Origin of the sequence: Haladaptatus sp. DYF46 (assembly GCF_021083305.1) — an archaeon.
Classification (GTDB): domain Archaea; phylum Halobacteriota; class Halobacteria; order Halobacteriales; family Haladaptataceae; genus Haladaptatus.
This window is the reverse complement of sequence record NZ_JAJFAY010000001.1, coordinates 1,717,334-1,738,482: the sequence shown is the minus strand read 5'-3', so window position 1 is coordinate 1,738,482 and position 21,149 is coordinate 1,717,334. Positions and strand designations below refer to the sequence as shown.

The following is a 21,149-nucleotide window of genomic DNA, read 5'->3' as shown; positions in this document are numbered from 1 at the left end:
ACGCGTTCGCGGCTATCGAACGCCGTTTGGCAGAACGCACACACGTGATTCCGGGTCGCACTGGTACTACTCGCACCGATGGCATCGGTAAATTGCATCATCTATCACCGACTTGGCGTTCACGGTCGAGGGATATTACTACGACCCCGTTAACGCATGTCATAGGATCGGACTAATCTCGGTCTCGTACCGTTCGTCTCCGTTGCATCCCGTTACCCTCCTTCGATTGGAGAATTTTGCGCCCGACTGAAGGTTTATTGCTCCCCGTCCCCCAATCCTGTCAGTATGACCGACCACGGCGGCGGACCGGTGCAGGCGTATACGGTTCGATTGGAACTCTCGGACGAACCGGGCGAACTGCTCCGGGCCCTCGAACCCATTGCCGACTACGGCGGCAACTTACTCAGTGTCTTTCACGAACGCGGGTCGCTTACCCCTCGCGGCAACATTCCGGTCGAAGTCGATTTCGAGTGTCACCCCAACCGCTTCGACACCATCGTTTCCGCGCTCCGAACGGCGAGCATCAACGTCATTCGCGCAGGGGCGGAGCGATACGACGAGGAGGTCACGGTGATTCTCACCGGACACATCATCGACACCGACGTGTCGGATACCCTCTCCCGGATTACGACGGAATCGAACGCGTCCGTGGTCGATATTTCGCTGTCCGCACCCGAAGGAACGGGCGACGTATCGAGCGCCCGGTTGCGCCTCGCCACCGATTCGGCCGACACGCGCGACGTCCTCGATACCGTGGATTCGGTCGCCGACGAGAAGGAGTTACGCGTCATCGGACCGCTGACCGATGGGGAGGAAGCCGCATGAAAATCGCCGTGTTCGGTGCGGGTGCCGTCGGTCGGTCCGTCGTCGAACTGGCGGGGGAGTACGGACACACCGTAACGGCGCTGACGGATTCGTCGGGTGCGGTCGTGGACGAGAGCGGCATCGACGTGGCGGACACGCTCGAACGCAAGGCCAGCGACGGCACCGTCGGGGACGCCGACCCGCAAACCGCACTGGAAAGCGGGTACGACGTGTTAGTCGAGGCGACGCCGACGACGCTCGGGGACGCACAACCCGGATTCGACCACGCACGCGAAGCCTTCGCGACCGACCGACACGTCGTGCTGGCGAACAAGGGTCCCGTCGCGGAGCGCTACGACGAACTGCGCGAACTCGAACGCGACAGCGAGGGAGGCCTCCTCTTCGAGGCGACCGTCGGCGGTGCGATTCCCGTCCTCTCGACTATCACCGACGTCGGCACCGAGAACGTCACGGCGGTTCGCGGCGTCCTCAACGGAACCGCCAACTTCGTCCTCTCGCGAATGGCGACCGAGGGGCTGAGCTACGAACACGTCCTCGCTGAAGCACAGGACCTCGGCGTCGCGGAGGCCGACCCGTCGTTCGACGTCGACGGCACCGACGCCGCCCTGAAATGTGCCATCCTCGCGAACGTGCTGTTCGACGGAGGCTACACGATTGCGGACGCCGACATCGAGGGCATCCGAGACCTGCCGGGAAGCGCGCTCGAACTCGCGGCGGAGGACGGATGGACGATTCGGTTGGTCGGCGAAGTGTCCCCGAACGGGGTCAGCGTCGGTCCACGTCTGGTACCCGAAAACGGGACGCTTGCGGTCTCGGGAACGAGAAACATCGTCCAGTTCGAGACGAAACACGCGGGACAGTTGAACATCAGCGGCCGCGGTGCCGGCGGCGACGAAACCGCCACCGCCGTTTTGGCCGATGTGACCCGTCTCGACCGGGAGTCGTGACGACCGTCCGTGTTCCGTTCCACCATGACATCTGTTGCCATTAACCGCCAGACGGCGGCGAGATGGCCTGCATAGCGTATCGAAATGGTTTTAACCGCTTCTGCCAAATAATTCCTCCAGAGCGCATCTGCGCGTGAGATATACAATGAGCGACAAACCACACCAGAACTTGGCCGTCATCGGCCACGTCGACCACGGTAAAAGCACGATGGTCGGGCGACTCCTCTTCGAGACAGGGAGCGTCCCGGAGCACGTAATCGAACAGCACCGCGAAGAAGCGGAAGAGAAGGGTAAGGGCGGCTTCGAGTTCGCCTACGTGATGGACAACCTCGCGGAGGAGCGAGAGCGTGGTGTCACCATCGACATCGCCCATCAGGAGTTCGACACCGACGAGTACTACTTCACCATCGTCGACTGTCCGGGCCACCGTGACTTCGTGAAGAACATGATCACGGGTGCGAGCCAAGCCGACAACGCGGTTCTCGTCGTCGCCGCCGACGACGGTGTCGCGCCACAGACCCAAGAGCACGTCTTCCTCTCGAAGACGCTCGGTATCAACGAGCTCATCATCGCGGTCAACAAGATGGACGTCGTCGACTACAAGGAAGACACCTACAACGACGTCAAAGAGCAGGTTTCGAAGCTCCTGAAGCAGGTCAACTTCAAGTCCGACGACGCGACGTTCGTCCCCACCTCGGCGTTCGAGGGTGACAACGTCTCCGAGTCCTCGGACAACACGCCTTGGTACGACGGCCCGACGCTGCTCGAGGCCCTCAACGACCTCGAAGCACCCGAACCGCCAACGGACGCGGACCTCCGTCTGCCCATCCAGGACGTCTACACGATTTCCGGTATCGGTACGGTGCCGGTCGGACGTGTCGAGACCGGTACGCTCAACACGGGCGACAACGTCTCGTTCCAGCCCAGCGACGTCGGCGGCGAAGTGAAGACCGTCGAGATGCACCACGAGGAAGTTCCGAAAGCGGAACCCGGTGACAACGTCGGATTCAACGTCCGCGGCATCGGCAAGGACGACATCCGTCGCGGTGACGTCTGTGGCCCCGCCGACAACCCGCCGAAAGTGGCCGACACGTTCACGGCCCGTATCGTCGTGATGCAGCACCCGAGCGTCATCACGGCCGGCTACACGCCGGTCTTCCACGCCCACACGGCGCAGGTCGCGTGTACCATCGAGTCCATCGACGCGAAGATCAACCCGTCCACCGGTGAAGTCGCGGAGGAGAACCCCGACTTCATCAAGTCCGGTGACGCAGCAAAAGTCACGGTTCGACCGCAGAAGCCACTCAGCATCGAACCTGCGGGCGAGATTCCGGAACTCGGCTCGTTCGCAATCCGTGACATGGGCCAGACCGTCGCGGCCGGTCAAGTCCTCGAAGTCAACGAGAAGTAAACGATGCAGCAAGCACGTGTCCGACTCGCGGGAGCCAACCCCTCGGACCTCGACGACATCTGCGACGATGTCCGCGAAATCGCCGAGAAAACCGGCGTCTCCCTGAGCGGTCCGATTCCGCTCCCGACGAAGACGCTGGAGATCCCGACGCGCAAGTCGCCCGACGGAGAGGGCACTGCGACGTGGGAACACTGGGAGATGCGCGTCCACAAGCGCCTCATCGACCTCGACGCCGATGAACGCGCGCTTCGACAGTTGATGCGCATTCAGGTCCCGAACGACGTGAGCATCGAAATCGTCCTCGAGGACTAAGATACCCCGTATCCCCGTTCTCGGAAATCCGCGCGATCTTCTTTCGTTTTTCACCCGCCGACCAGCGGTCGCTCCGTGGGTTCGTTTTTTGTGGTTTCGGTGATGAGTAGTGGTATGCGTCTCCCCCGCTCGCCGACGATACAGACGCTCGTCGCCTTCGCCGTCGTGTTCGCCCTCCAGTCCGCGCTCGGGTTCATCAGACCCTTCTGGGCGGTCAGCCTGTTCGCACTCGCACCTCCCGTCGGGGTTCGCCCATGGACGCTCCCGTTGAGCGTCTACTCCCACGCCAACTTCGGCCACCTGTTCTCCAACGCCATCGCGCTGGTGGTGGCCGGCCTCCTCGTCGAACGCGTGACGACGACGGCGCGCTTTCACGCCTTCTTCATCACCGTCGGAATGCTCTCCGGCCTCGTGCAGGTGTGGGTCGGCGGCCTGTTCTCCGCCGGTGCCCCCGCCGTCCTCGGAGCCAGCGGCGCTGTCCTCGGCCTGTACGGCTACCTCCTCGCCGGGAACCCCGTCTCGGACGCCGTGTTCGGTCGGCTCCATCTCTCGCGTCGCGCACAGGCCGCCATCGTCGTCGTTTTCACCGCCCTCATCACGCTGATGACGGCCGCGCCCGGCGTGGCGCTCCTCGCCCACTTCACCGGCTTCGCGGTCGGCCTAATCGCGGGACGCCTTCACATCCTGCGCGTCGAAACACAAGCTACAAGTAACGACCGGGCGGTACAATAATTCGAGGGCTCGTAGATCAGTGGCAGATCGCTTCCTTCGCAAGGAAGAGGCCCCGGGTTCAAATCCCGGCGAGTCCATAGAAGTTCCACTTTCCTGCGAAGACCCAGAAAATCGGCGAGTGACTACCGTAACGTTCCTGTTTCACGTCGCCATCGGGTGAGAAGAAGACCTCTTTCAGATAGAGTTCGAGTGGCGACTCCAACCGGGTCGAAGCCGTCACCCGATTGGATCGAAGGATCGAGGGGGTGGTCGGCATGAGTGGACGCCACGGAAAGAGGCGAACGAGAGTTGATGTTGACCTCGATGAGAACGAGGCAACCGTCGAAGTCGTCAAGCGTCGCCAAGTAACTGACCTCTTCGACGAGAACGGCGAACTGCGGCTGTGGCAAGACGCCGCCGGATGGAGCGGATATCTGGTTGAAGATGGCGATTTTTTCGAGGTCAATTGGCACCGGCAAAGCGAGGGGTGGATCAAGTTCGATGTGGTCGATGCGGAGACCGTCGTTGAGTCGGTTCGTGACCACATCAAGGATCCAGCAGCAGGAGAAGCTGGTGTCTTCGTCAGGAGGTGTTCGCCTCCATGAGCGCTGTTTCTCAAAACGACGCCGAGACAGGCGACCTACTGAACTTCGGCGTACTGGCCCGAAACGGGCGGAGTTCGTGGGAGCGTGCGGATCCTCAAAACGCGGTCATCGACCCGATTAGCAGCTACGGATTCCGGGTTAAGCTCCCGGACGGAGATATTCACGTCGTCGCCATCGCCAAGCAGCGAGACCGCTACGTTGGACGGTGTGACTGCAAAGGATTCCAGTTCCATGAAGGGGCGTGTGCTCACCTGTGTACCCTCAGGAAAGCGGACTTCGTCGGTGCCAAGGACATCTACGGCGACCCGGTGAAGATCGCCACCACGGAGGTCAAAGAGTCGCCTCCGACGCCCGACCTGTCCGTACTCACTCGTGCCGAGAGAAACGCCTACGTCGCTACGAGAATCGGCGATGTCGGCGTGCGAGAGTACCAGCGGGAGCGTGGATACTCGTCACCTGGAACGGTCAGCAACCTACTGAGCCGTGCCGAGAGAAAGCTGGAGGAAAGCCAGCAAGAGTTGGTTGCAGATGGTGGTCAGATCGACCAAGCAACCCGGTCAGATGCACTCCACGGTGACCGGCGTGTGCCGGGGGAGGGCCGCCGATGAACCTTCGTTTCGATTGTTTCGACTGGAACAACTGGAGCGGAGAATCGGAGTCAAATCCCGAGTGCTGTAATACAGACGGAAGCAAAGAAATCGAGCGTGAAATGGCTTCTCGGCGGGCATCTACCTTCTGTACTCAACAGGGGGGCAGTCGAATACGACGAGGTTCGCACACGTATGCGTGCCAACGCGCGGTTATTAAGCGGCGCGCGCGCTGCTGCGCGGGCAGGCGGCTTATTCGGGCGAGCGCGTCACGCCGAGGGGCGCGCGTGCACGAAGCCGCGAGCGGATTGGAGGTGGCGAAATGAGCACCACCGAAGCCAGCGATGCAGCCGAGCAGGTTCGAGTACAGGCCCGTGTCTCAGACCCTGATCTCGTCCGGGCAATCAACGACGCAACGAGCGATCTGTCGATGGCAGATGTGGTTCGTGACGCGCTCCGTAACGAACTACTCGACGGCGAGACTGACACCACAGGTGAGGTTCCTGGCGGGCTGGCGGGACGGGGATACCGCTGCCTCGCTGAAGCGGTTGACCAGAACGGCGGCATGATTGCCGTCTCGGCCGCTGAATCGCTCGTAGCGAGCGAGTGCAACATCAAGAAGGACACAGTCCGCTCTACCGTCTTCCGGCCGCTGAAAAAGGAGGGGCTGATCGGTCTCTCGCAGCACGTGAATGCGGTTTTCATCGTCGTGAAGGTGGCAGAGGAGGGTCAGTAGATGAGCGGAAACGTTCAGACCGCCATCAACGAGGTGCAGATCCGCGAAGAATACCAGTCGAGTGCGAAGTTCTTCGCCAACAAGATCGAGGAAGACCTCTGCAACCGCTTCCCGATGGAACTCGTTCGAGACAGCTACTTCGACGCGACATTCCACGCTGAGCACGACCCGTACCGCGAGTTCGACACGACGGACGCCATCGACCTGATGGAGGCGGATGGGACAAAGGTGCAAATCAAAGGCTGTCTCGTATGGACGAAGACGGCGAACGGACGACGACGCGGTCGCTATCGGTTATGGCTCCCGGATCACGTCCGGCTGGTCGAGGACGACGCGGTGTACCTCTTCGTCGTCTACGACCCGACAGCACCCACACCCATCCAGAAAACGCGGTTCATCCGCGCTCGGGATCTCGAACGCGTTGCTGGTCGTGTCACTTGGATGGACGCGACTCACTCGACGAAACGAGGGAAGCCCGCAAACGTCGTTCACACGCGAGTTTTCCCCGACGAGGAGGTGGCATGATGTCGATTTCGGTGATGCAGGCCCGAGTCGTTTGCTGTGGGTGTCACGCGGTCACAGTTCGGCGGGTCGAATCCAACTGGCTCACGAATCCGGATGAAGACCCGAAAAATCAGACGTTTAAACACGCTTGCGGCAACTGTGGGGGAGCAACCCCTCACAACGTAATCGAGGTGGTGTCTCATGAGTGAGCTGTCCGTAGAAGGTAATCAGCAGACGGTAATCTTCCATCTGTACGCGGACTACGGCGTCGAGGGCGAAGCGCTCGCGGCATACGGAGACGTTCATCGGTTCACTATCGACCCGAAACCGAACCCAGTCTACGAAACGACGACCGCGATGGACTTGATGACAGAGACGCCAGAGCGCCGCGCTCATCTTGCAGTCCTCCATCCGAAATGTTCCAAGTGGACGGATATGCCGAACGTTGACCCCGATGACCACGAGAACCAGATACCTCGTGCTCGGGAGTTAGCGAATTCGATTGCAGATAATTATATCATCGAGAACAAGCCACGCGCCCCGTTGCGGGATCCGGTAGTTCTGAACGGAAAACAGTTCGGCCTTCCCATCAAGTACGAACGTGCGTTCGAAACCTCGTTCTCCGTTCGGGCACCACCGCGAGAACGGACGTTAAAAACCGAGTGTGGTCCGTATTACTACAGCGACAGAACGACCGAGTGGTGGAAGTCGGTGAAAGGTGTTCGTGGAGACTACCCAAAGCAACATCTCGCCAAGAATGCGCTCCCGCTCGCGTATGTCGATGTGCTGCTCCGTGCGTGGCTTCGGTCGGTTAACGAACGTGACGGTAAGAAGGCACAGGACAACAACGGCCCTTCGCCCCGCTCGGTCGAGCCAGACCAAGCTAAAATAACCGAGGTGTCGAACCGTGTCTGAGAAATAGGAAACGAAAACTGGGTAGAACGAATGCACGTCAGTTGAGAGTGCAAATCTCCCAGAACCGTCATTAATTTCGATCTGGTGAAATTTTGCAATCAAAGATATGAATTTTTTCTAACTTCCTCTAATTAACACAAACTATACAATAGATTCATAAGATCACTGTATAAACTATATTGAATACAAGATAGAATGACAGACTCTCAAGATGCTTTCGTGATTTTACCTTTCGAAGATGAATTTGAACAATTGTACGATGAAAAAATAGTTCCAATTTTGGAGAGTCAAGGTTACAGCGTCAATAAGGCGGACTCAATTGATTCCCAGAGAGCTATTATCGAGGATATCATTAATGGCATCACAAATGCGGATCTAATCATTGCTGATCTAACCGGAACGAATCCAAATGTTTTCTATGAACTTGGTATCGCTCACGGATTAGGAGTTCCAACTGTCCTTATTGCACAAGATATCGACGAACTACCGTTTGATCTAGCGGCTTATAAAACGATAGAATATTCACTGTTATTTAATGAAATTGGTGAATTTGAAGAGGAACTGTCTTCAATTGGAGAGAATCATTTCAGCGGCAATATTGAGTTTGGCAGTCCTGTTTCTGACTATGGAGAGGTAGAGATAGCATCCAGTAGTTCCCAACCGCATGAAGAGAATGATCTTCCAAACCCATCCGGAAGCAGTGATGAAGTAGTGGAAGATGAGGATAAACTTGAAAAGGGCGTTCTCGAGTTTATTTCGGAGATAGATGATAAGATGGCCGAGTTGGAGAACATATTCGAAAACATAGAAGACAAATCCGATGATTTCGGGTATGAAATAACCAATCATGTTAAAGAGATAGAAGAAGTATCCACAATGGAATCACGGGCCAGTCACAAGAGAGCCAACCAAATAGCAAGAAACATGGCTGACAGCATTTCTACCTACTCTGATTCAATTGAAAATCAAATAGACCCAATTGATAAAAGATTGACCTTTATGATGGATGGCATTCAGTCGTTTATCAAATTTTCTGACGTGTCTGAGGAAGAGCACCGTCAGATGCTCAATGATTTGTATAGTGAACTGGATCAATTTATTCTTGAGATGGAAACGACTACGGGGGAGATTAGTCAATTCCAAGAGGAGATGTCCAATTTGAGGGGGTTGAATAGAGAATTAGATCATTCGATTAACAATTTGACCACCTGTCTCTCAAATCTCGAAAGCATATTAAACGAAGGAATCGCTAAAGCAGAACGGTTTATGTCGCTAATTGATAATGATCTAGAGGAATAGGGACACACGACTGGATCCATTCGCTACGATTTCTGAATTTGCGGAAATTACTTTACTGATGGGACTCATTTCCTTTCCAATTGGTCATGGAACAGAAACAAAAGGAAAGGAGTAATTTCAAATCTGATACAGGAGAGAACGGCTCCATTGCGGAGTCTAATCCAAAAACCCATGTTCTTCAAATGATGTACTCGAACCCACTGGGTTCAGAAGGAAAGGACTCCGACAGTAGTTGGTCAGAAGTTGTGGCTTCAAGGATCAAATTGTCTGTAGATGATGTTAAAAACGCTCGAAAACAAATTGAGCGAATCGGGTTAATCGAGCAGACAGATGATGAGGATTTGCCGGAATACATACTCACTCCAGAGGGTTACCAAGTTGCCCACGAACAAGAGATGATACGAAGAAAATCTCTTGATGACGAAAACCAAACTGGAGAAGCTGGAGTAAGTGCTGAATATACAATGCTCACACTTCTACTTGTTTTTATAGGTGTCATGAATATTGTAGTGAAGCTGATAATATATGATATCTCCGGGTGGATGTCTGTCTTCATATCAATTACATTAATAGTTCTATTGATAGTTCTGTTTAAGCTGAATAATAGGATAACAGATGTTCAACAATGACATTTCCAGAACATTAGTTAAACAAGTCCGTACAATTCCCCCCTCTCTTCGACTGCACGCCGAATCGTCCGTCGTGACGAATCCAGTTCGTCCGCTGCTTTTCGCTGACTCATGTCGTCCCGCGCCACCATATCGAGCACAGTGCAGACACGGTCGTAGTCCGCACCCTCGACGAGATGGCCATCGCGCTTCTCGAACCCAAGCGGAGCCGGACCGTGGCGATACTCGTCGGATTCTTGCCGAGCGGCGATACCCTCGCGGATGTTCTGTCGCTTAATATTCGCCTCCAGTTCGCCGAACACCCCCAAAAGCTGGAACAGCGCGCGCTGGTATGGATCCTCTTCGTCCGCGCCGATGACAAGGCCCTCCGAGACGATGTGTAGCTCAACGTCAACCTCCCGAAGTCGTTCGGCGGTTCGTTCGAGGTCGGAGATGGATCGAGCAACCCGAGAAACCTCGTGAGCAACAACGGCATCAATTTCTCCACTTTCGGCATCATCCATCAGGCGTTGGTAGTCGTCGCGGGCGGTCGTGGATGTCCCGGTCGCTTTGTCCCGATAGATTTCAATGTCGGATAGGTTCGCGCCGAGTCGATCCTCGGCATATTGCTGAGTCGATGTCAGTTGTCGGTCGAGATTCTGTTTTGCAGTCGAAACTCGTGTGTAACAGGCTACTGTCATGCCCACCTGTTTCGTGACTTAAAGTATAAGACTTACGCCCAGTCTGGGCAGTTACTAAAGTTCATGTCGCAGCGATTGTTTGTCATTTAGTTCTGATATCCTTGCTGAACGGCTGAATTAGTGATTCATTCAGCGGTTATCCATTTGTCTGAGTAGATATTTTTCTCGGTCGTGAACCACGTATGACCAACACAACAGAAGGAGGTGGCTGATGCCAACGAAAATCTCCTTTGGTGACAAGACGAGCGCGGATTCTATCCGCGAGCAGTTCGCGGACAACTTGTGTCCGAACGACGACCGCCGTCTCAAGACGGTAGCCTTCAAAGGTGACACGCCCGACGGCGTCCTCGACGCCGCTTACGCTGAAGCGGAGGATTCCCGCGCCGAACAGTCGAAAAGCGCCCGGATGAGCGGCCCACTCGGCGAGGGCGAACGCGAACAAATCAGCGAGTTTGGTGGCTTCGGGAAAGGCACCAGCACGTACAACTGGCGCAAGGCAAAGGGCGTGTTCGAGCGGGAGGGACTGATGAACATGTGGTCCGACGCGCTTCCGGCACTGGTCGATTGGGACGATCCAGAGGAAGGCGCGGAGGAGTGGATAGCTAACCACCGTTCGAGCGCCCAACATCAAGGCACGCATGCCGGGGGGGATTACAACGTCGGTGAGGAGGACATCAAACACCAGCAACGAGCGGCAGACGCCGCTCGACGCGCCCAAAGCGAAGGCTGCGACCACGCCCGCGGCCACTGCGAGCATGGCGACGCCGGAGCCTGCGAACATCTCGAACAGGTATGCGGTTACTCGCCTGACGAGGTAGAGCAGTTACTGTCGGACCCCCGAACCGAGGATACTACCCAGCAAGAGCAACTGGTGACGCTGGAGTACCACGGCGAAACGATGGACGTAACGCCGGAAGAAGCAGGCGCGTTACACCGTTCCTGGCAGGGATACAAGGGAGCAACCGCAGCGCTCGACCGCCACCTTTCCACCGTTCGACAGTCAGTCATTCGCGCCCGGCAGGCGTTCCGCGCAATCAACGCGATCCGTACCCACCACGACCAGGACGAATTGCACTCCGACAAGTTGCACGACCTCCTCGACGCCCTCGATGCCATGCCCGCGAGCATCCCCGAAACACGCACGCTGGCACACTTCGCGGGCGAGGAGACCGACAAGGACGGCGAGACCGGCATCGAGCGAGACGACCAGCGAACACTCGGCGGCGAGCGCGCGAGCGACCAGACCCGGTTTGCTGGAGGCGAACGCGGCCCCGTCGAAAGCGAAGTCGAGGAGGTGGTCGAGGAGAATCCCGGCGGCCTCGCGGCCGACCGCCGCGAGACGACCAGCGGCGCGAGCAGCACCGAGCAGCAGATACCCGACGAATTCCGGGTCGCTGAAGGCGGCCAGGAAACCCTATGACTGAAATAACTCACACCTGCCCCATCGAGGGGTGCGACTACGGCGATAACGAGGAGAAAAGCCTCGCTGCGGTTCGGTCTCACATCAACGCGAGCAGCGATGGAGACCACGACTGGAGCGCACTGAAACCTACGGTCGAGGCGCAAGCAGCCGATTCCGACCAGGACGACCAGGCAGACCAGCAGCCGGAGGACGACACCGACGACGCCATGCCAACGGATACTGAGTACGACCAGCAGCACAGCCAGCAGAAAGGCGGCGACGGCAGCGCTCCGTCCGACCAGGACACGACCAGCAGTTCGGGGGGCTTCCTCCCGAAGATGAACACGCAAACGATGGCCATGCTGGTCGGCTTTGTGGTGCTCTGCGTGCTGCTCTACGCCTATCTGAACAAGGATGATGGCGACGAGCAGCGCATCGAGGCGACGACGGAAGACGACGACCGGGCGGAACCGACCACGACCAGCGGTTCAGTGGGGATCATCGAATGAGCGAGAAAAGCATCGCCGAGGTGTACGAAGACCGCAACATCCTGGCGGAAGCCGCAGCACGAATGGCGCACGAACTGGGCTTCGAAGTATGTTCCTACGTCCATGACGAGTGGGCGGTGATTGCTATCGAACTCCCGACCGGCCAGGTGAGCTATCACGTCCGGCCTGACCCGACGAATATCCCTGCCTGGATACCGGAACGGAGCGGCGAGCACGTCTTCGACGACCACACCCGCGAGGAGAAGAACCAGCGTCTCAGGCAGTTTGCGAGGTACGTATGAGTGCCGCCGACACGGAACCCGTCGAGGACGACGGCGACGAGCAGCCGGACGACCAGGACGCGCAGCCGGAGATCGAGGCGGAGGAGTTCGTCGAACTCGGCGACCTGGCCGACGCCGTCGAGGAAGACGCGGGCCGCGACGCGACGACGGACGACGACCAGGACGACACGGACACCAAGTACAGCGAACCCCCGAACGGTGGCCCGGCGATTGAGGAACCGGGCGATGTTGCGCCGTCGAGCGACGGCGACACCTGGGGCGATATGTACGTCGGGACACTCACGACCGTCTCGAACGCGCTCATCGAGGAGTACGGCGACGACGCCGATACCATCGACGAGTCGCTGGCGCGCCAGCAGCATCTCGACGAGTATTTCAACGACTGGATGGCGTCGCGCGGGAAGCGCGAGGATATGCCGCCCGAACAGGCGCTCATTCTGGGAACGGCGATGTTCCTGGTGACGGTCGTGGGAACGAAAACCGACCTGCCAGCGAAGCTGCTGGCGGAGGTAGACATCTGATGTTTGGACAAGTGCAGCGGATGAAGGAATTTACGCAGATGGCACAGAACCCGACCGAGAGCGAGCAGGTGCAGGCGTTGGTGAACATCATCGCCGCCCTCGAACACCAGCAACTCGCGCAGGTCGAGCAGCTACACGCCGCGCTCGACATCGACGGCATCGAGCGCACCAAAGACCAGACCGCCCGCGAAGCGCAACTCATAGAGCTGATCGACGCGCTGGCCGCCGGGAATCTCAAAGGCTACTGGCTCAACGAAGTAGCGAGCGAGCACCTGGAGAACCCGGTCGCGGCGAAATCGTACCTGGGGCTGTCCCCCGACGAATGGGAGGAGCAGCAGGCGAACTGGGCCGCCGACTACCGCGAGAAGGCACCGGAGCAGACCGCCGACATGAGCGACCGCGAGATCGCGCAGCAGCACGTCACCATGAAGTTCGGCTGCTCGCTTGACGAGTTCGAGCGCGAGATCGTTGAGTGGTCGATGGGCAGCGCACTCGAACGGCTGCTCGCCAGCAACTTCCAGGCTGTCAGTACCGGCATCGAAGCAGCGACCGCAGAACTCACGGAGACCGCAGAATGAGCAACACCGACGACACCCCGACCGTAGCAACGTTTCACGAGAACGACCGCGAAACCGGCAAGCAGCGCACCTATCGCCGGGTGATGGTGACGGATGCCGCCGGGAACGAGTACGAGCACACATTCGAACTCCTGGGCGACGGCACGCGCCGGTACGTCGAGGACGGCGACCCCTCACAGGCGGCACTCGACGCGCTCGACGAGTGGGGGGCGACACACGCCGATGAGGACGGCACGAGCGACGACGGGGGTCAGGCATGAGCTTCGAACTCGTCGCGCTGGGTGTGGCCGTGTACGTCGCGATCGTTGGCTGGCTCATCGCCTACTCGAACCAGAAAGCAGCGACTCGCTGGCGACGGCGCTACGAACGCGAACGGCGGAAACGTCGCCAGAAAGACCGCCAGGCGCTCATCGCCGGGGCGGCGGGGGAACTCACCTCGGCGGCGCTCTCGCTGCTCGCTGGCGACCAGGACGACGAGCGGCGCGGCGGGGGTGGCGCAACGGCATGAACCTGCTGTTCGCCGCGCAATCGGGCTGGGGCAAGTCCTTCCACTCGCAGGCGTGGTTAGAGCAGAACATCCCGCACTACGAGACGTCGATCATCCTCGATTTCAAGGACGAGTATCGCGGCCTGGTGAAGCATGGCCTGTGTCGCTACTGCATCGCGGGCCCGAAGGAACTCGCGACCTGGAGCACCGCCGAGTTCATGACGCTCCTCCGGCAGAACCAGCACGTCGTGCTCGCCCGCCACGAGGAACTGACGACCGAGGAGTGGCAGGAAATCTGTCGGCGCGCGATTGCGGCGGGGCGACGGATGGACTCGTGTCTCATCGCCATCGACGAGGCGCACTTCGTCGCGCCCCAGTCGGGGAAGGTGCCGGACGAGATCGAGGGCCTGGCGACGACCGGACGCGGCGAAGGCGCGAGCGGGGTCTGGATCACCCAGCGGCTCGCGAAGATAGAGGAAACGGTGGCATCCCAGTGCCAAGCCCGGATGTTAGGCGGGTTCGAATCGACCGCTGACAAGAACAAGGTCGAGGATTTAGTCGAGTACCCCGCCGACCTCCACAATCCCCAGGTACGCACGCTCAGCGCGTCGATTCCGGACGAACTCGCGCCGACGCATCGCGACCCGCCGCCGTGGTCGCTGCAAAAGCACGAGGACGACGACGGCAACACCATCGGGAGCGAGTGGATTTACTCGAACAACAAGGGCGAGCGTCAGCGCGTCGATACGCGCAACATCTCGATGGACTCGACGCACTACGGCAGCCAGGGCAACCCGCTCGAAATGCCGACCTACGGATAGCAGCCGACACACGACACCGAGACACCCCACTATGCCGAACACGAAAGAACCCATCACGCTGTACGGAGGCAAAGCGCGCCGATTCCGCGAGTTCGAACAGGCCGTCGAGGAGCGCCTGGGCTACGAACCGACGAAACCCGAAGTGGTCGGGATGATGATGGCGCACGTCTCCCCTGAGGATATACGAGAATCGTAGTCAATCGCACCGGATTGATTGTTTTCGGACGCGCTGGACTTTGAAGCCCCTGTTTGTAGACTGGGCTGCAATGGCATCTGACCTGACCGCCAGCTTCGAGAAGCTGGCCGACACCGACACCATGCAGGACATCGCTACGCTCGGCGGTGCCTATATGGCCGCAGTGATTCTGAAGAACACCATCGACGGACGGATGAGTATCGACGTCCCCGACGAAGCCTACGGCATCGCTGTCGCAGGCGGGGCGAACTACGCCGCGAGCGGTGAAACCGCAAAGTTCGGAATGCTCGGCGGTGGCCTCTACACGCTCGACGCTCTCGCGCGGCGCGTCGGTATCAAGGCGAAGCTCCAGAACGCCGGAGGTAACTGACGATGGTGGGCATCTCTATCGTCAAGGACGGTGCAGGCGGCTACGCCGTCTCGCAGCCGGACATCGTCGAGGCGAAGCAGAACTCGGTCGGCCACGCGACCCCCATCGTCACAATCGACCCGGAACGAGGCACGTTCCTCCGGTTCATGAATCGCGTCTCGAAGGGTGAGCAGATCGGCCTACCGCTTTACATGAAGCTCCGCGATACGAATGGGGCGCTCATCCCGGTCAACAGCCAGGTTGACTGGCGCATCGAGCAGGTGACGGACGACCAGCCAATCGTCATCAGCGAAGAAGCAGACAACATCTCGTACTGGAACACGAACTCGATCACCACGCAGCGCGACACGGAGAACGTGGACGCGGTGAAAATCCCATTCAAGACCCCCAGCGTGCTCGCAGGCCCCGAGACGTCGGACGCGCCGAAAAACATCAACGTGCCGGGGACGGCGAAGCTCCACCTCTACCTCAAGAGTCAGGCGCAGGTGGATTGGGCCGAGTCCGAGTTCTTCGTCGAGTCTGAAGCTGTCAGCAAGCACTCGTCGAGGTAACACAGATGGCACAGAACAACGTCATCAAGCGCCTACGGGAAGTCCCATCGGCGACGAAGCGCCTCAACGTGGCGCGCTTCCGCGAGGAAGGGAAGGTGCAGGCAACGACCGCAGGCGAGCGGTCGCTGCTCGCGAAGTTTGAAGCGCCAGCGGCGACCGGTCTCGTCCCCGGCCAGCGCGTCGATCTCGCGCTCCCGGCCTACGAGAGTTTTGCGACCGATGGCACCGCTGGTAACGTCGAGACGTTCAACCTGGCGCACGACCTGCTCGACTCCCCGAACACGGACAACATCGTCGTCTGGGAAGGGAGCACGTACGTCGGCGGGGAAGCGGCGCTCGACGCGGTGGACTACGCGAACGACACGTTCGACTACACCGACGACGGCACCAACAACACGCTGCACGTCTACTACATCAGCGGCGAGAGCGCTGACGTCGAACTCGTGAAGACGACGCCCAACGCGGGCGGCAAGAGCACGCAGCCGCTCTACAACGCGAACCTGGCGCTCGTGCACTCGACAAACCAGAGCGAGCAGCCCGAACGGCTGGGCTTCTCGCGCTCGCCGTTGCAGGGCGTCGTCCCGACCGACTGGGCGGTTGAACTCTACGTCGATGCGTCCTACCAGGTGCGCTTTAGCGACCCGGACGGTGACGGCACCGAACCGACGAACGCCCTGCTCTCGTTCCCCGCCCGCCAGTCCCAGCAGGCCATCAGCGGCCTGGCGGCGACAGTCAAGAGTGACATGGAGTAACCACGGATGCAGGGTATCATCGACTACGAGGATACCCAGCAGCCGCATATCATGACCGGCCCCGACAGCGAGAACGCGGGCGGGTTGGAGACGACGGCCGACACCTCCGACCTCTCGCCGTTCGATGTCTTCTTTCAGGACTCGAAATACTCCCGAGAAGACGCGCTCTTGGTGCTGACGGCGATCATGGTGCTGCTGCTGGCAATTGACCTCTACGACCGGAGGAACGCATGATCCACGACCACACCACACAGATCAACACCGGAGGTGCATAGCCATGTTGCCACGTATCGACAGCGGCAGCGGGGGCGGCGGGTCCGTTGATCCCATCGAGTACGAAGAACCCGACGACACCAGCGACCCCATCGACGACCCGATTTTCGGCGGTGACGGCGCTGGGTCGGACGTCTACGACCCCTACGACTCGGACAACGATGGGCAGACAGGCGACCAGGCAGGCGGGCCAGAACCAGACCCGGAAGTCATCCCGGACGACTCGACGGACACGAGCGATCCGTTCGACGGGGTACAGACGGGCAGCGACGCATACGATCCCTACGACTGGGACGACGACGGCAACACGACGGAACCGGCGAGCGACGACAACGAAAACGCCCCGGCAACCGGCGACAACGACCCCGAACACACCGAGGGCGACACGCCCAACGCCTTCGAACCCGAGGAATGGACGTGGCCGAACGATGTCACCGACTGGGGCGAAGACACGACCAACACCGTGAACGAGACGGTCGGGCTTGACCTCTCGATGCAGCAACTCGCTGCGGTGGCCGTGCTCGGCCTGGCCGTCGCCTACAGCGCGGGGCGATAAGATGGCCGACATCGAAATCTCGGATGTCTCGTACGGCAGCGACCAGGCGGCGAACCAACCCTTCACCGTGAACGTCGAGGTGAACAACAAGGAGATCGTCGCGCCGCTGTGGGGCGCTGACGCCCTCTGCTCGAAAGGCGTGTTCGCGCCGGACGGGCACAAGGTACTCGTCACGTTGGAGTTCCGCGACTGGGGCGGCAGCGTCGTCGAGACGTACGAACAGCAAGTCTGTGCGCCGGTACAGCAGCCATCCCAGGCACTCGGCGGGAACGCCACGGCGGAGTTCAGCGTCGAACTCCCTGCCGGTGACTACACACTCAACGCCAAGGCGGAAGCGTTGCACGTCGGCGGCACCGACAGCAGCGACTCGCACCAAATCACCGTCGCTGGCGACGCGGGCGACCTGCCAGGCGGCGGTGGCGGCGGTGGCGGCCTCCCCTGGCCGGACTCGCCGAACACCGACGACCCGCTCGGCCTCGACGCGCTGCTCGGCGAAGTCGAGATGCTGATCGTCCTGGTAATCGTGGCCGTCGTCGTCGTTTCGCGCTCGATGGACGGAGGGACGCGGGCATGACGCCCGTGGACATCGCCGTGACGGCGGGCACGGCGACCATCTCCGGCTGCGCCATCGCGGGCCTGGGCTATCTCCGCTCGCTCTCGCACGACGCGAGTTCGGCGCTGCGGATACTCACGGGCGAGGAGAACGTCGAGGACGACCGGGGCCTGGTTGGCCGAGTGCGCGAGCACGACCACCGCCTCGACGACGTGGAACAGCGCAGCGAACGCAACACGCAGGTACTCAAGCAGGTGGCAGAATGACACAGATTCCACTCGAACAGGCGCTCTACCTGGCACTGGGCGCAGCGGCACTGGCTTCGACCGACGCGGGCAAAGTCTCCCGCGTCGGAATCGAAGTGGTACGCTCGAAACTCGGGCTGTCGGCGCTGGCGATTTACGCGCCGAAACAGTTCGTCGAGCAGGAAGCCCAGATTCAGGACGAGCACGCAGGAGGCACCGATGAGTAAGACGACCGACCGACTCGACCGAGATCGGGCGCACATCGACGTTGAAATCGCGTCGATGGGCCAGCACGAGCAGCAGGACACCGACCAGAAGGTGCGCTCGCAGGACGGTGAGGACTGATGTGCTGCGGTGGCAGCAGTGAGGCGACGGCCTTCAACGAACCGGCGACCGTCGAACTCGGGCCGAACGAGAAGGCGAAGCTGACGTTCAGGCCGAAGCAGTCGGATACCGAGTTCTTCCTGCCGACGCTCGCCATCTCGAAACGCCCGGATACCGTGTACGAGGTGCGCGTCGATGGCACCACGCGGTTCGGCCCGGCGAACATCCCGCCCACGGACATCGACGACTCGACGGCGACGTTCACGCCGCCGCTCATCTTCCAGCGCAAGCTCGAAGTCTGGGTGCGGAACTTCAGTTCGAGCACGAAGTCGTACCACATCCAACCCGTCGGCTACGAACGTGCAGGAGGGGCCTGACGTGCCGCTCGAATCCGATTCTGAAGTGCATGAAATGCACCAGGTGCAGGCGGCAGATGGCTCGAAACACGCGCCAGCGAGCGATAGCGACGGCTGGGAGTACGGCACCGACATCGACATCAACAACGGCGGCGACGGCGTGACGGTCAGGCCCTACATCCCTGGGCGACCGTCGCGGATCGCTGTCCACGTTGAGGCGAGTGCGGCGTTTCGCGTTCAACTGAACTTCGAGGATGCCGACGAGAACCCCATCACGTCGCGCAGTCCGTCCGACAACCCGGATTACCAGAGTGACGGGAGTTCGGACGTTTTCGTGAGCGCAACGCCCGTCTCCCGGCACATCAGTATCGACATCGAGGACACATCCGGCGGGCCGAACACCGCCGACTACTCGGTGCTGGTGATCTAGATGGTGCTGAATACTGACCCGCCGATTGCTGCCGGAGAGAGCGCCGGGGCGCTCCATTACGGCGATGGCAGCGACGGCGAACTGATCCGCACCGCGAACGGCACTGAGAACGGGAATCTCTACACGACGCGCTACGAGGTGCAAGCCGGAGTAACGCGCACCGTCTCGAACGGCATCCTCGTCATCCACGCAACCGAGGAGATCGTCATCGACGGCACGCTCGACGCGAGCGGCGTTATCGCGGGCGGCACTGGCGCGGGGAAGAACACGGGCGGCGACGGCTCCCCTGGCGGCGGTGGCTCCGGCGGCTGGTTCGTCAACGGCGGCACGGGTGGCGCGGCCCCGCTCGACCGGAACAACCACGTCGCGGGCGACCCCGGCGGCCCCAGTGCTGGCGGCGGCGGTGGCTGTGGCTATCTTTCAGGTGGGCGGGGCGGCGATTCCGGCAGTGTGTCGAACTACTCGCAGCCCGACGCTGCTGCGCTGACGACGTTTCTCTCCGGAGCGTGGGACTCCGTTTACGACCTCTCGGCGCTTGCTGGGACGGGTGGCGGGGGCGGCGGTTCCGGCGGGATGGGAACGGACGATAGTATCAACTACGGTGGCGCTGGCGGCGACGGCGGCGACGGGGGCGGGTTTGTCGCGCTCATCGCGCCGAAAGTCGTCGTCAACGGTGCAGTGCTCGCCGACGGCACCGACGGCACCGATGGAAAGCAGGGCGGGAACAACAGCGACCCCCACGACGGCGGCGGCGGGGGCGGCGGCGGCGGTGGCTCCGGCGGCGTGCTCATCTTCGTCAGCCCGAAGCTCGACCTCTCCGGCACGGTCTCCGCTGCTGGCGGGGCAGGTGGGAACGGCGGGGGCGGCCTGAACGACGGCGGCGCAGGCGGCGCAGGAGGTGACGGATACGCCGGGCTAATCGTCCAAATCAACTAACATGGCCTCTCTCATCATCACCTACGACCCGACGACCGGCACCATCGCCGACTGGCGTTACGAACCGCACGACGACTACCAGCCGGACGCCGACGAACTCGCGCTCGACCCCGGAGACGTGGATCACCGCGACCTCGACCGGCAGCAGGTCGATACGGACACAGGAACGCTCGAACCCATCCCGAACTACGTCGAACCCGAGGCGCTGGATCGCGCGAAGGTGTCCGACACATCGAAACAGACCTTCCGCGACAGCCATCAGGCCGCACTCGACGCGAAGGACGCGGGCAACGTGCAGGTGCAGCTCGACGCGCACCGGGCGATGCTGGAGGACGTGTACCGAATCCTGACGGGGGCGGAATTGTGATGTTCCCCGCCGAACGCATTCCGGATGGCGCGCTCATGGCTCCGCACCACTTCCTCATCGGCGTGCTGGCGGCGCTCGTCGTCGTCCTGCTCGTCTGGAACGACCGGGGCGGTATCGAACCCGCGTACTCGCTGGCAGCGCTCACGGTGGCGCTGTTTGCCTGGGTGTTCGTTTGGCGGTACTACCCGGTTACTGGCGCGGCGGGCGTGCTGGCGGGCCTCTCGCTCGCCTCTTTCGCGGTCTATCGACCGGTATGGCGCGGATATCCCTGGCGCGTACAGGCAGGCTACGCGCTCGCGCTGGCGGTCGCCTGGGACGATGGATTGTCACATGCGCTGGGCATCTGGACGCCGCTAGATTGGTTCTGGCGCGTCTGGTTGGGCCACGTCATCATTTGATCGACTTTTCTTTTGATTGATGGAACCGATACCGCGGGCGGCGAGCATAATCGGGTAGAGTGACACCATGCTCAACGCTGGC

At 60.5% G+C, this 21,149-nt stretch carries 37 protein-coding genes and 1 tRNA gene; 36 read left to right on the top strand and 2 right to left on the bottom strand.

Annotated features, from left to right (window positions below; all coding sequences use genetic code 11):
- Positions 1-285: 285 nt before the first annotated feature.
- The 6 genes from LJF34_RS09575 (at position 286) to LJF34_RS09550 (ending at position 4,304) form a co-directional block, all read left to right on the top strand.
- Positions 286-825, top strand: a complete 540-nt coding sequence (locus LJF34_RS09575; RefSeq protein WP_231184743.1) for an amino acid-binding protein — start codon at positions 286-288, stop codon at positions 823-825.
- The gene (locus tag LJF34_RS09570) at positions 822-1,772 is read left to right on the top strand and encodes a homoserine dehydrogenase (protein WP_231184742.1); all 951 of its coding nucleotides are present in this window, start codon (positions 822-824) and stop codon (positions 1,770-1,772) included. The genes LJF34_RS09575 and LJF34_RS09570 overlap by 4 nt, the downstream gene beginning before the upstream one ends.
- 145 nt (positions 1,773-1,917) lie before the next feature.
- A complete protein-coding gene (gene tuf, locus LJF34_RS09565) occupies positions 1,918-3,183 on the top strand; it encodes a translation elongation factor EF-1 subunit alpha (protein WP_231184741.1) in 1,266 nt (421 codons plus the stop codon).
- A gap of 3 nt (positions 3,184-3,186) precedes the next feature.
- A complete protein-coding gene (rpsJ, locus tag LJF34_RS09560; protein WP_007979652.1) occupies positions 3,187-3,495 on the top strand; it encodes a 30S ribosomal protein S10 in 309 nt (102 codons plus the stop codon).
- Between the two features lie 114 nt (positions 3,496-3,609).
- Complete coding sequence (locus tag LJF34_RS09555) at positions 3,610-4,227, top strand: rhomboid family intramembrane serine protease (protein WP_231184740.1); 618 nt, start codon at positions 3,610-3,612, stop codon at positions 4,225-4,227.
- A gap of 5 nt (positions 4,228-4,232) precedes the next feature.
- Positions 4,233-4,304: transfer RNA gene (locus LJF34_RS09550), tRNA-Ala, on the top strand.
- On the opposite strand, the gene LJF34_RS09545 is transcribed toward LJF34_RS09550, so the two are convergent.
- On the bottom strand, positions 4,286-4,483 hold the full coding sequence (locus LJF34_RS09545) for a hypothetical protein (protein WP_231184739.1): 198 nt from the start codon (positions 4,481-4,483) through the stop codon (positions 4,286-4,288). The two genes, LJF34_RS09550 and LJF34_RS09545, sit on opposite strands and share 19 nt — an antisense overlap.
- Between LJF34_RS09545 and LJF34_RS09540 the strand changes: the two genes are divergently transcribed.
- From LJF34_RS09540 to LJF34_RS09510, 7 genes are all read left to right on the top strand, one after another.
- Positions 4,482-4,811 (top strand): hypothetical protein, encoded by a 330-nt coding sequence (locus LJF34_RS09540; protein WP_231184738.1) that lies wholly within the window; start codon positions 4,482-4,484, stop codon positions 4,809-4,811. The two genes, LJF34_RS09545 and LJF34_RS09540, sit on opposite strands and share 2 nt — an antisense overlap.
- Positions 4,808-5,419, top strand: coding sequence for a hypothetical protein (locus LJF34_RS09535; RefSeq protein WP_231184737.1), 612 nt, complete (start codon positions 4,808-4,810; stop codon positions 5,417-5,419). The genes LJF34_RS09540 and LJF34_RS09535 overlap by 4 nt, the downstream gene beginning before the upstream one ends.
- 301 nt (positions 5,420-5,720) lie before the next feature.
- On the top strand, positions 5,721-6,134 hold the full coding sequence (locus tag LJF34_RS09530) for a hypothetical protein (protein WP_231184736.1): 414 nt from the start codon (positions 5,721-5,723) through the stop codon (positions 6,132-6,134).
- Positions 6,135-6,659, top strand: coding sequence for a hypothetical protein (locus LJF34_RS09525; RefSeq protein ID WP_231184735.1), 525 nt, complete (start codon positions 6,135-6,137; stop codon positions 6,657-6,659).
- A gap of 180 nt (positions 6,660-6,839) precedes the next feature.
- Positions 6,840-7,553 carry a hypothetical protein gene (locus LJF34_RS09520; protein WP_231184734.1) on the top strand — a complete coding sequence of 238 codons (714 nt, stop codon included), beginning with the start codon at positions 6,840-6,842 and terminating at the stop codon, positions 7,551-7,553.
- Between the two features lie 195 nt (positions 7,554-7,748).
- Positions 7,749-8,852 (top strand): hypothetical protein, encoded by a 1,104-nt coding sequence (locus LJF34_RS09515; protein ID WP_231184733.1) that lies wholly within the window; start codon positions 7,749-7,751, stop codon positions 8,850-8,852.
- An 86-nt stretch (positions 8,853-8,938) separates the two neighbouring features.
- Entirely contained in the window at positions 8,939-9,481 is a 543-nt protein-coding gene (locus tag LJF34_RS09510; protein ID WP_231184732.1) for a hypothetical protein, read from the top strand.
- Between the two features lie 17 nt (positions 9,482-9,498).
- Here the strand turns inward: LJF34_RS09510 and LJF34_RS09505 are convergent, their stop codons facing one another.
- Positions 9,499-10,161: a recombinase family protein gene (locus LJF34_RS09505; RefSeq protein ID WP_231184731.1), complete on the bottom strand. Its 663-nt coding sequence runs from the start codon at positions 10,159-10,161 to the stop codon at positions 9,499-9,501.
- Between the two features lie 211 nt (positions 10,162-10,372).
- Between LJF34_RS09505 and LJF34_RS09500 the strand changes: the two genes are divergently transcribed.
- The 23 genes from LJF34_RS09500 (at position 10,373) to LJF34_RS09395 (ending at position 21,067) form a co-directional block, all read left to right on the top strand.
- Positions 10,373-11,581, top strand: a complete 1,209-nt coding sequence (locus LJF34_RS09500) for a hypothetical protein (RefSeq protein WP_231184730.1) — start codon at positions 10,373-10,375, stop codon at positions 11,579-11,581.
- Positions 11,578-12,072 carry a hypothetical protein gene (locus tag LJF34_RS09495; RefSeq protein ID WP_231184729.1) on the top strand — a complete coding sequence of 165 codons (495 nt, stop codon included), beginning with the start codon at positions 11,578-11,580 and terminating at the stop codon, positions 12,070-12,072. Before LJF34_RS09500 ends, LJF34_RS09495 begins: the two co-directional genes overlap by 4 nt.
- Positions 12,069-12,353 carry a hypothetical protein gene (locus LJF34_RS09490; protein WP_231184728.1) on the top strand — a complete coding sequence of 95 codons (285 nt, stop codon included), beginning with the start codon at positions 12,069-12,071 and terminating at the stop codon, positions 12,351-12,353. The genes LJF34_RS09495 and LJF34_RS09490 overlap by 4 nt, the downstream gene beginning before the upstream one ends.
- A complete protein-coding gene (locus LJF34_RS09485; protein ID WP_231184727.1) occupies positions 12,350-12,874 on the top strand; it encodes a hypothetical protein in 525 nt (174 codons plus the stop codon). The genes LJF34_RS09490 and LJF34_RS09485 overlap by 4 nt, the downstream gene beginning before the upstream one ends.
- Positions 12,874-13,452: a hypothetical protein gene (locus LJF34_RS09480; protein ID WP_231184726.1), complete on the top strand. Its 579-nt coding sequence runs from the start codon at positions 12,874-12,876 to the stop codon at positions 13,450-13,452. Before LJF34_RS09485 ends, LJF34_RS09480 begins: the two co-directional genes overlap by 1 nt.
- Positions 13,449-13,712, top strand: coding sequence for a hypothetical protein (locus tag LJF34_RS09475; RefSeq protein ID WP_231184725.1), 264 nt, complete (start codon positions 13,449-13,451; stop codon positions 13,710-13,712). The genes LJF34_RS09480 and LJF34_RS09475 overlap by 4 nt, the downstream gene beginning before the upstream one ends.
- Entirely contained in the window at positions 13,709-13,960 is a 252-nt protein-coding gene (locus LJF34_RS09470) for a hypothetical protein (protein ID WP_231184724.1), read from the top strand. The genes LJF34_RS09475 and LJF34_RS09470 overlap by 4 nt, the downstream gene beginning before the upstream one ends.
- Complete coding sequence (locus tag LJF34_RS09465; RefSeq protein WP_231184723.1) at positions 13,957-14,760, top strand: ATP-binding protein; 804 nt, start codon at positions 13,957-13,959, stop codon at positions 14,758-14,760. Before LJF34_RS09470 ends, LJF34_RS09465 begins: the two co-directional genes overlap by 4 nt.
- Positions 14,761-14,791: 31 nt before the next feature.
- A complete protein-coding gene (locus LJF34_RS09460; RefSeq protein ID WP_231184722.1) occupies positions 14,792-14,956 on the top strand; it encodes a hypothetical protein in 165 nt (54 codons plus the stop codon).
- Positions 14,957-15,026: 70 nt separating this feature from the next.
- Entirely contained in the window at positions 15,027-15,326 is a 300-nt protein-coding gene (locus LJF34_RS09455; RefSeq protein ID WP_231184721.1) for a hypothetical protein, read from the top strand.
- A 2-nt stretch (positions 15,327-15,328) separates the two neighbouring features.
- On the top strand, positions 15,329-15,877 hold the full coding sequence (locus LJF34_RS09450; protein WP_231184720.1) for a hypothetical protein: 549 nt from the start codon (positions 15,329-15,331) through the stop codon (positions 15,875-15,877).
- A 5-nt stretch (positions 15,878-15,882) separates the two neighbouring features.
- Positions 15,883-16,629, top strand: a complete 747-nt coding sequence (locus tag LJF34_RS09445; RefSeq protein ID WP_231184719.1) for a hypothetical protein — start codon at positions 15,883-15,885, stop codon at positions 16,627-16,629.
- 6 nt (positions 16,630-16,635) lie between these two features.
- Positions 16,636-16,863 (top strand): hypothetical protein, encoded by a 228-nt coding sequence (locus tag LJF34_RS09440; protein WP_231184718.1) that lies wholly within the window; start codon positions 16,636-16,638, stop codon positions 16,861-16,863.
- Positions 16,864-16,906: 43 nt separating this feature from the next.
- Positions 16,907-17,458: a hypothetical protein gene (locus LJF34_RS09435; protein ID WP_231184717.1), complete on the top strand. Its 552-nt coding sequence runs from the start codon at positions 16,907-16,909 to the stop codon at positions 17,456-17,458.
- 1 nt (position 17,459) lies between these two features.
- On the top strand, positions 17,460-18,032 hold the full coding sequence (locus LJF34_RS09430) for a hypothetical protein (RefSeq protein ID WP_231184716.1): 573 nt from the start codon (positions 17,460-17,462) through the stop codon (positions 18,030-18,032).
- Positions 18,029-18,277, top strand: a complete 249-nt coding sequence (locus LJF34_RS09425; RefSeq protein WP_231184715.1) for a hypothetical protein — start codon at positions 18,029-18,031, stop codon at positions 18,275-18,277. The genes LJF34_RS09430 and LJF34_RS09425 overlap by 4 nt, the downstream gene beginning before the upstream one ends.
- A complete protein-coding gene (locus tag LJF34_RS09420; RefSeq protein WP_231184714.1) occupies positions 18,274-18,483 on the top strand; it encodes a hypothetical protein in 210 nt (69 codons plus the stop codon). The genes LJF34_RS09425 and LJF34_RS09420 overlap by 4 nt, the downstream gene beginning before the upstream one ends.
- Entirely contained in the window at positions 18,476-18,601 is a 126-nt protein-coding gene (locus LJF34_RS28915) for a hypothetical protein (protein ID WP_255665804.1), read from the top strand. The genes LJF34_RS09420 and LJF34_RS28915 overlap by 8 nt, the downstream gene beginning before the upstream one ends.
- Positions 18,601-18,957, top strand: a complete 357-nt coding sequence (locus LJF34_RS09415) for a hypothetical protein (protein WP_231184713.1) — start codon at positions 18,601-18,603, stop codon at positions 18,955-18,957. The genes LJF34_RS28915 and LJF34_RS09415 overlap by 1 nt, the downstream gene beginning before the upstream one ends.
- Positions 18,941-19,366, top strand: coding sequence for a hypothetical protein (locus tag LJF34_RS09410; protein WP_231184712.1), 426 nt, complete (start codon positions 18,941-18,943; stop codon positions 19,364-19,366). Before LJF34_RS09415 ends, LJF34_RS09410 begins: the two co-directional genes overlap by 17 nt.
- Entirely contained in the window at positions 19,367-20,302 is a 936-nt protein-coding gene (locus LJF34_RS28910) for a hypothetical protein (protein WP_255665803.1), read from the top strand. It abuts the gene before it with no gap.
- A 1-nt stretch (position 20,303) separates the two neighbouring features.
- On the top strand, positions 20,304-20,669 hold the full coding sequence (locus tag LJF34_RS09400; RefSeq protein ID WP_231184711.1) for a hypothetical protein: 366 nt from the start codon (positions 20,304-20,306) through the stop codon (positions 20,667-20,669).
- Entirely contained in the window at positions 20,669-21,067 is a 399-nt protein-coding gene (locus LJF34_RS09395) for a hypothetical protein (RefSeq protein WP_231184710.1), read from the top strand. Before LJF34_RS09400 ends, LJF34_RS09395 begins: the two co-directional genes overlap by 1 nt.
- The last annotated feature ends 82 nt before the right edge of the window (positions 21,068-21,149 follow it).

Coding starts and splice junctions, on each gene's coding strand:
- LJF34_RS09545 (WP_231184739.1), bottom strand. CDS start 4,483: ATGCCGACCACCCCCTCGATCCTTCGATCCAATCGGGTGACGGCTTCG.
- LJF34_RS09575 (WP_231184743.1), top strand. CDS start 286: ATGACCGACCACGGCGGCGGACCGGTGCAGGCGTATACGGTTCGATTG.
- LJF34_RS09480 (WP_231184726.1), top strand. CDS start 12,874: ATGTTTGGACAAGTGCAGCGGATGAAGGAATTTACGCAGATGGCACAG.
- LJF34_RS09505 (WP_231184731.1), bottom strand. CDS start 10,161: ATGACAGTAGCCTGTTACACACGAGTTTCGACTGCAAAACAGAATCTC.
- LJF34_RS09425 (WP_231184715.1), top strand. CDS start 18,029: ATGACGCCCGTGGACATCGCCGTGACGGCGGGCACGGCGACCATCTCC.
- LJF34_RS09495 (WP_231184729.1), top strand. CDS start 11,578: ATGACTGAAATAACTCACACCTGCCCCATCGAGGGGTGCGACTACGGC.
- LJF34_RS09555 (WP_231184740.1), top strand. CDS start 3,610: ATGCGTCTCCCCCGCTCGCCGACGATACAGACGCTCGTCGCCTTCGCC.
- LJF34_RS09470 (WP_231184724.1), top strand. CDS start 13,709: ATGAGCTTCGAACTCGTCGCGCTGGGTGTGGCCGTGTACGTCGCGATC.
- LJF34_RS09450 (WP_231184720.1), top strand. CDS start 15,329: ATGGTGGGCATCTCTATCGTCAAGGACGGTGCAGGCGGCTACGCCGTC.
- LJF34_RS28915 (WP_255665804.1), top strand. CDS start 18,476: ATGAGTAAGACGACCGACCGACTCGACCGAGATCGGGCGCACATCGAC.
- LJF34_RS09465 (WP_231184723.1), top strand. CDS start 13,957: ATGAACCTGCTGTTCGCCGCGCAATCGGGCTGGGGCAAGTCCTTCCAC.
- LJF34_RS09540 (WP_231184738.1), top strand. CDS start 4,482: ATGAGTGGACGCCACGGAAAGAGGCGAACGAGAGTTGATGTTGACCTC.
- LJF34_RS09420 (WP_231184714.1), top strand. CDS start 18,274: ATGACACAGATTCCACTCGAACAGGCGCTCTACCTGGCACTGGGCGCA.
- LJF34_RS09475 (WP_231184725.1), top strand. CDS start 13,449: ATGAGCAACACCGACGACACCCCGACCGTAGCAACGTTTCACGAGAAC.
- LJF34_RS09510 (WP_231184732.1), top strand. CDS start 8,939: ATGGAACAGAAACAAAAGGAAAGGAGTAATTTCAAATCTGATACAGGA.
- rpsJ (WP_007979652.1), top strand. CDS start 3,187: ATGCAGCAAGCACGTGTCCGACTCGCGGGAGCCAACCCCTCGGACCTC.
- LJF34_RS28910 (WP_255665803.1), top strand. CDS start 19,367: ATGGTGCTGAATACTGACCCGCCGATTGCTGCCGGAGAGAGCGCCGGG.
- LJF34_RS09430 (WP_231184716.1), top strand. CDS start 17,460: ATGGCCGACATCGAAATCTCGGATGTCTCGTACGGCAGCGACCAGGCG.
- LJF34_RS09485 (WP_231184727.1), top strand. CDS start 12,350: ATGAGTGCCGCCGACACGGAACCCGTCGAGGACGACGGCGACGAGCAG.
- LJF34_RS09445 (WP_231184719.1), top strand. CDS start 15,883: ATGGCACAGAACAACGTCATCAAGCGCCTACGGGAAGTCCCATCGGCG.
- LJF34_RS09455 (WP_231184721.1), top strand. CDS start 15,027: ATGGCATCTGACCTGACCGCCAGCTTCGAGAAGCTGGCCGACACCGAC.
- LJF34_RS09500 (WP_231184730.1), top strand. CDS start 10,373: ATGCCAACGAAAATCTCCTTTGGTGACAAGACGAGCGCGGATTCTATC.
- LJF34_RS09460 (WP_231184722.1), top strand. CDS start 14,792: ATGCCGAACACGAAAGAACCCATCACGCTGTACGGAGGCAAAGCGCGC.
- LJF34_RS09530 (WP_231184736.1), top strand. CDS start 5,721: ATGAGCACCACCGAAGCCAGCGATGCAGCCGAGCAGGTTCGAGTACAG.
- LJF34_RS09415 (WP_231184713.1), top strand. CDS start 18,601: ATGTGCTGCGGTGGCAGCAGTGAGGCGACGGCCTTCAACGAACCGGCG.
- LJF34_RS09435 (WP_231184717.1), top strand. CDS start 16,907: ATGTTGCCACGTATCGACAGCGGCAGCGGGGGCGGCGGGTCCGTTGAT.
- LJF34_RS09535 (WP_231184737.1), top strand. CDS start 4,808: ATGAGCGCTGTTTCTCAAAACGACGCCGAGACAGGCGACCTACTGAAC.
- LJF34_RS09395 (WP_231184710.1), top strand. CDS start 20,669: ATGTTCCCCGCCGAACGCATTCCGGATGGCGCGCTCATGGCTCCGCAC.
- LJF34_RS09515 (WP_231184733.1), top strand. CDS start 7,749: ATGACAGACTCTCAAGATGCTTTCGTGATTTTACCTTTCGAAGATGAA.
- LJF34_RS09520 (WP_231184734.1), top strand. CDS start 6,840: ATGAGTGAGCTGTCCGTAGAAGGTAATCAGCAGACGGTAATCTTCCAT.
- LJF34_RS09440 (WP_231184718.1), top strand. CDS start 16,636: ATGCAGGGTATCATCGACTACGAGGATACCCAGCAGCCGCATATCATG.
- LJF34_RS09400 (WP_231184711.1), top strand. CDS start 20,304: ATGGCCTCTCTCATCATCACCTACGACCCGACGACCGGCACCATCGCC.
- LJF34_RS09525 (WP_231184735.1), top strand. CDS start 6,135: ATGAGCGGAAACGTTCAGACCGCCATCAACGAGGTGCAGATCCGCGAA.
- LJF34_RS09570 (WP_231184742.1), top strand. CDS start 822: ATGAAAATCGCCGTGTTCGGTGCGGGTGCCGTCGGTCGGTCCGTCGTC.
- LJF34_RS09490 (WP_231184728.1), top strand. CDS start 12,069: ATGAGCGAGAAAAGCATCGCCGAGGTGTACGAAGACCGCAACATCCTG.
- tuf (WP_231184741.1), top strand. CDS start 1,918: ATGAGCGACAAACCACACCAGAACTTGGCCGTCATCGGCCACGTCGAC.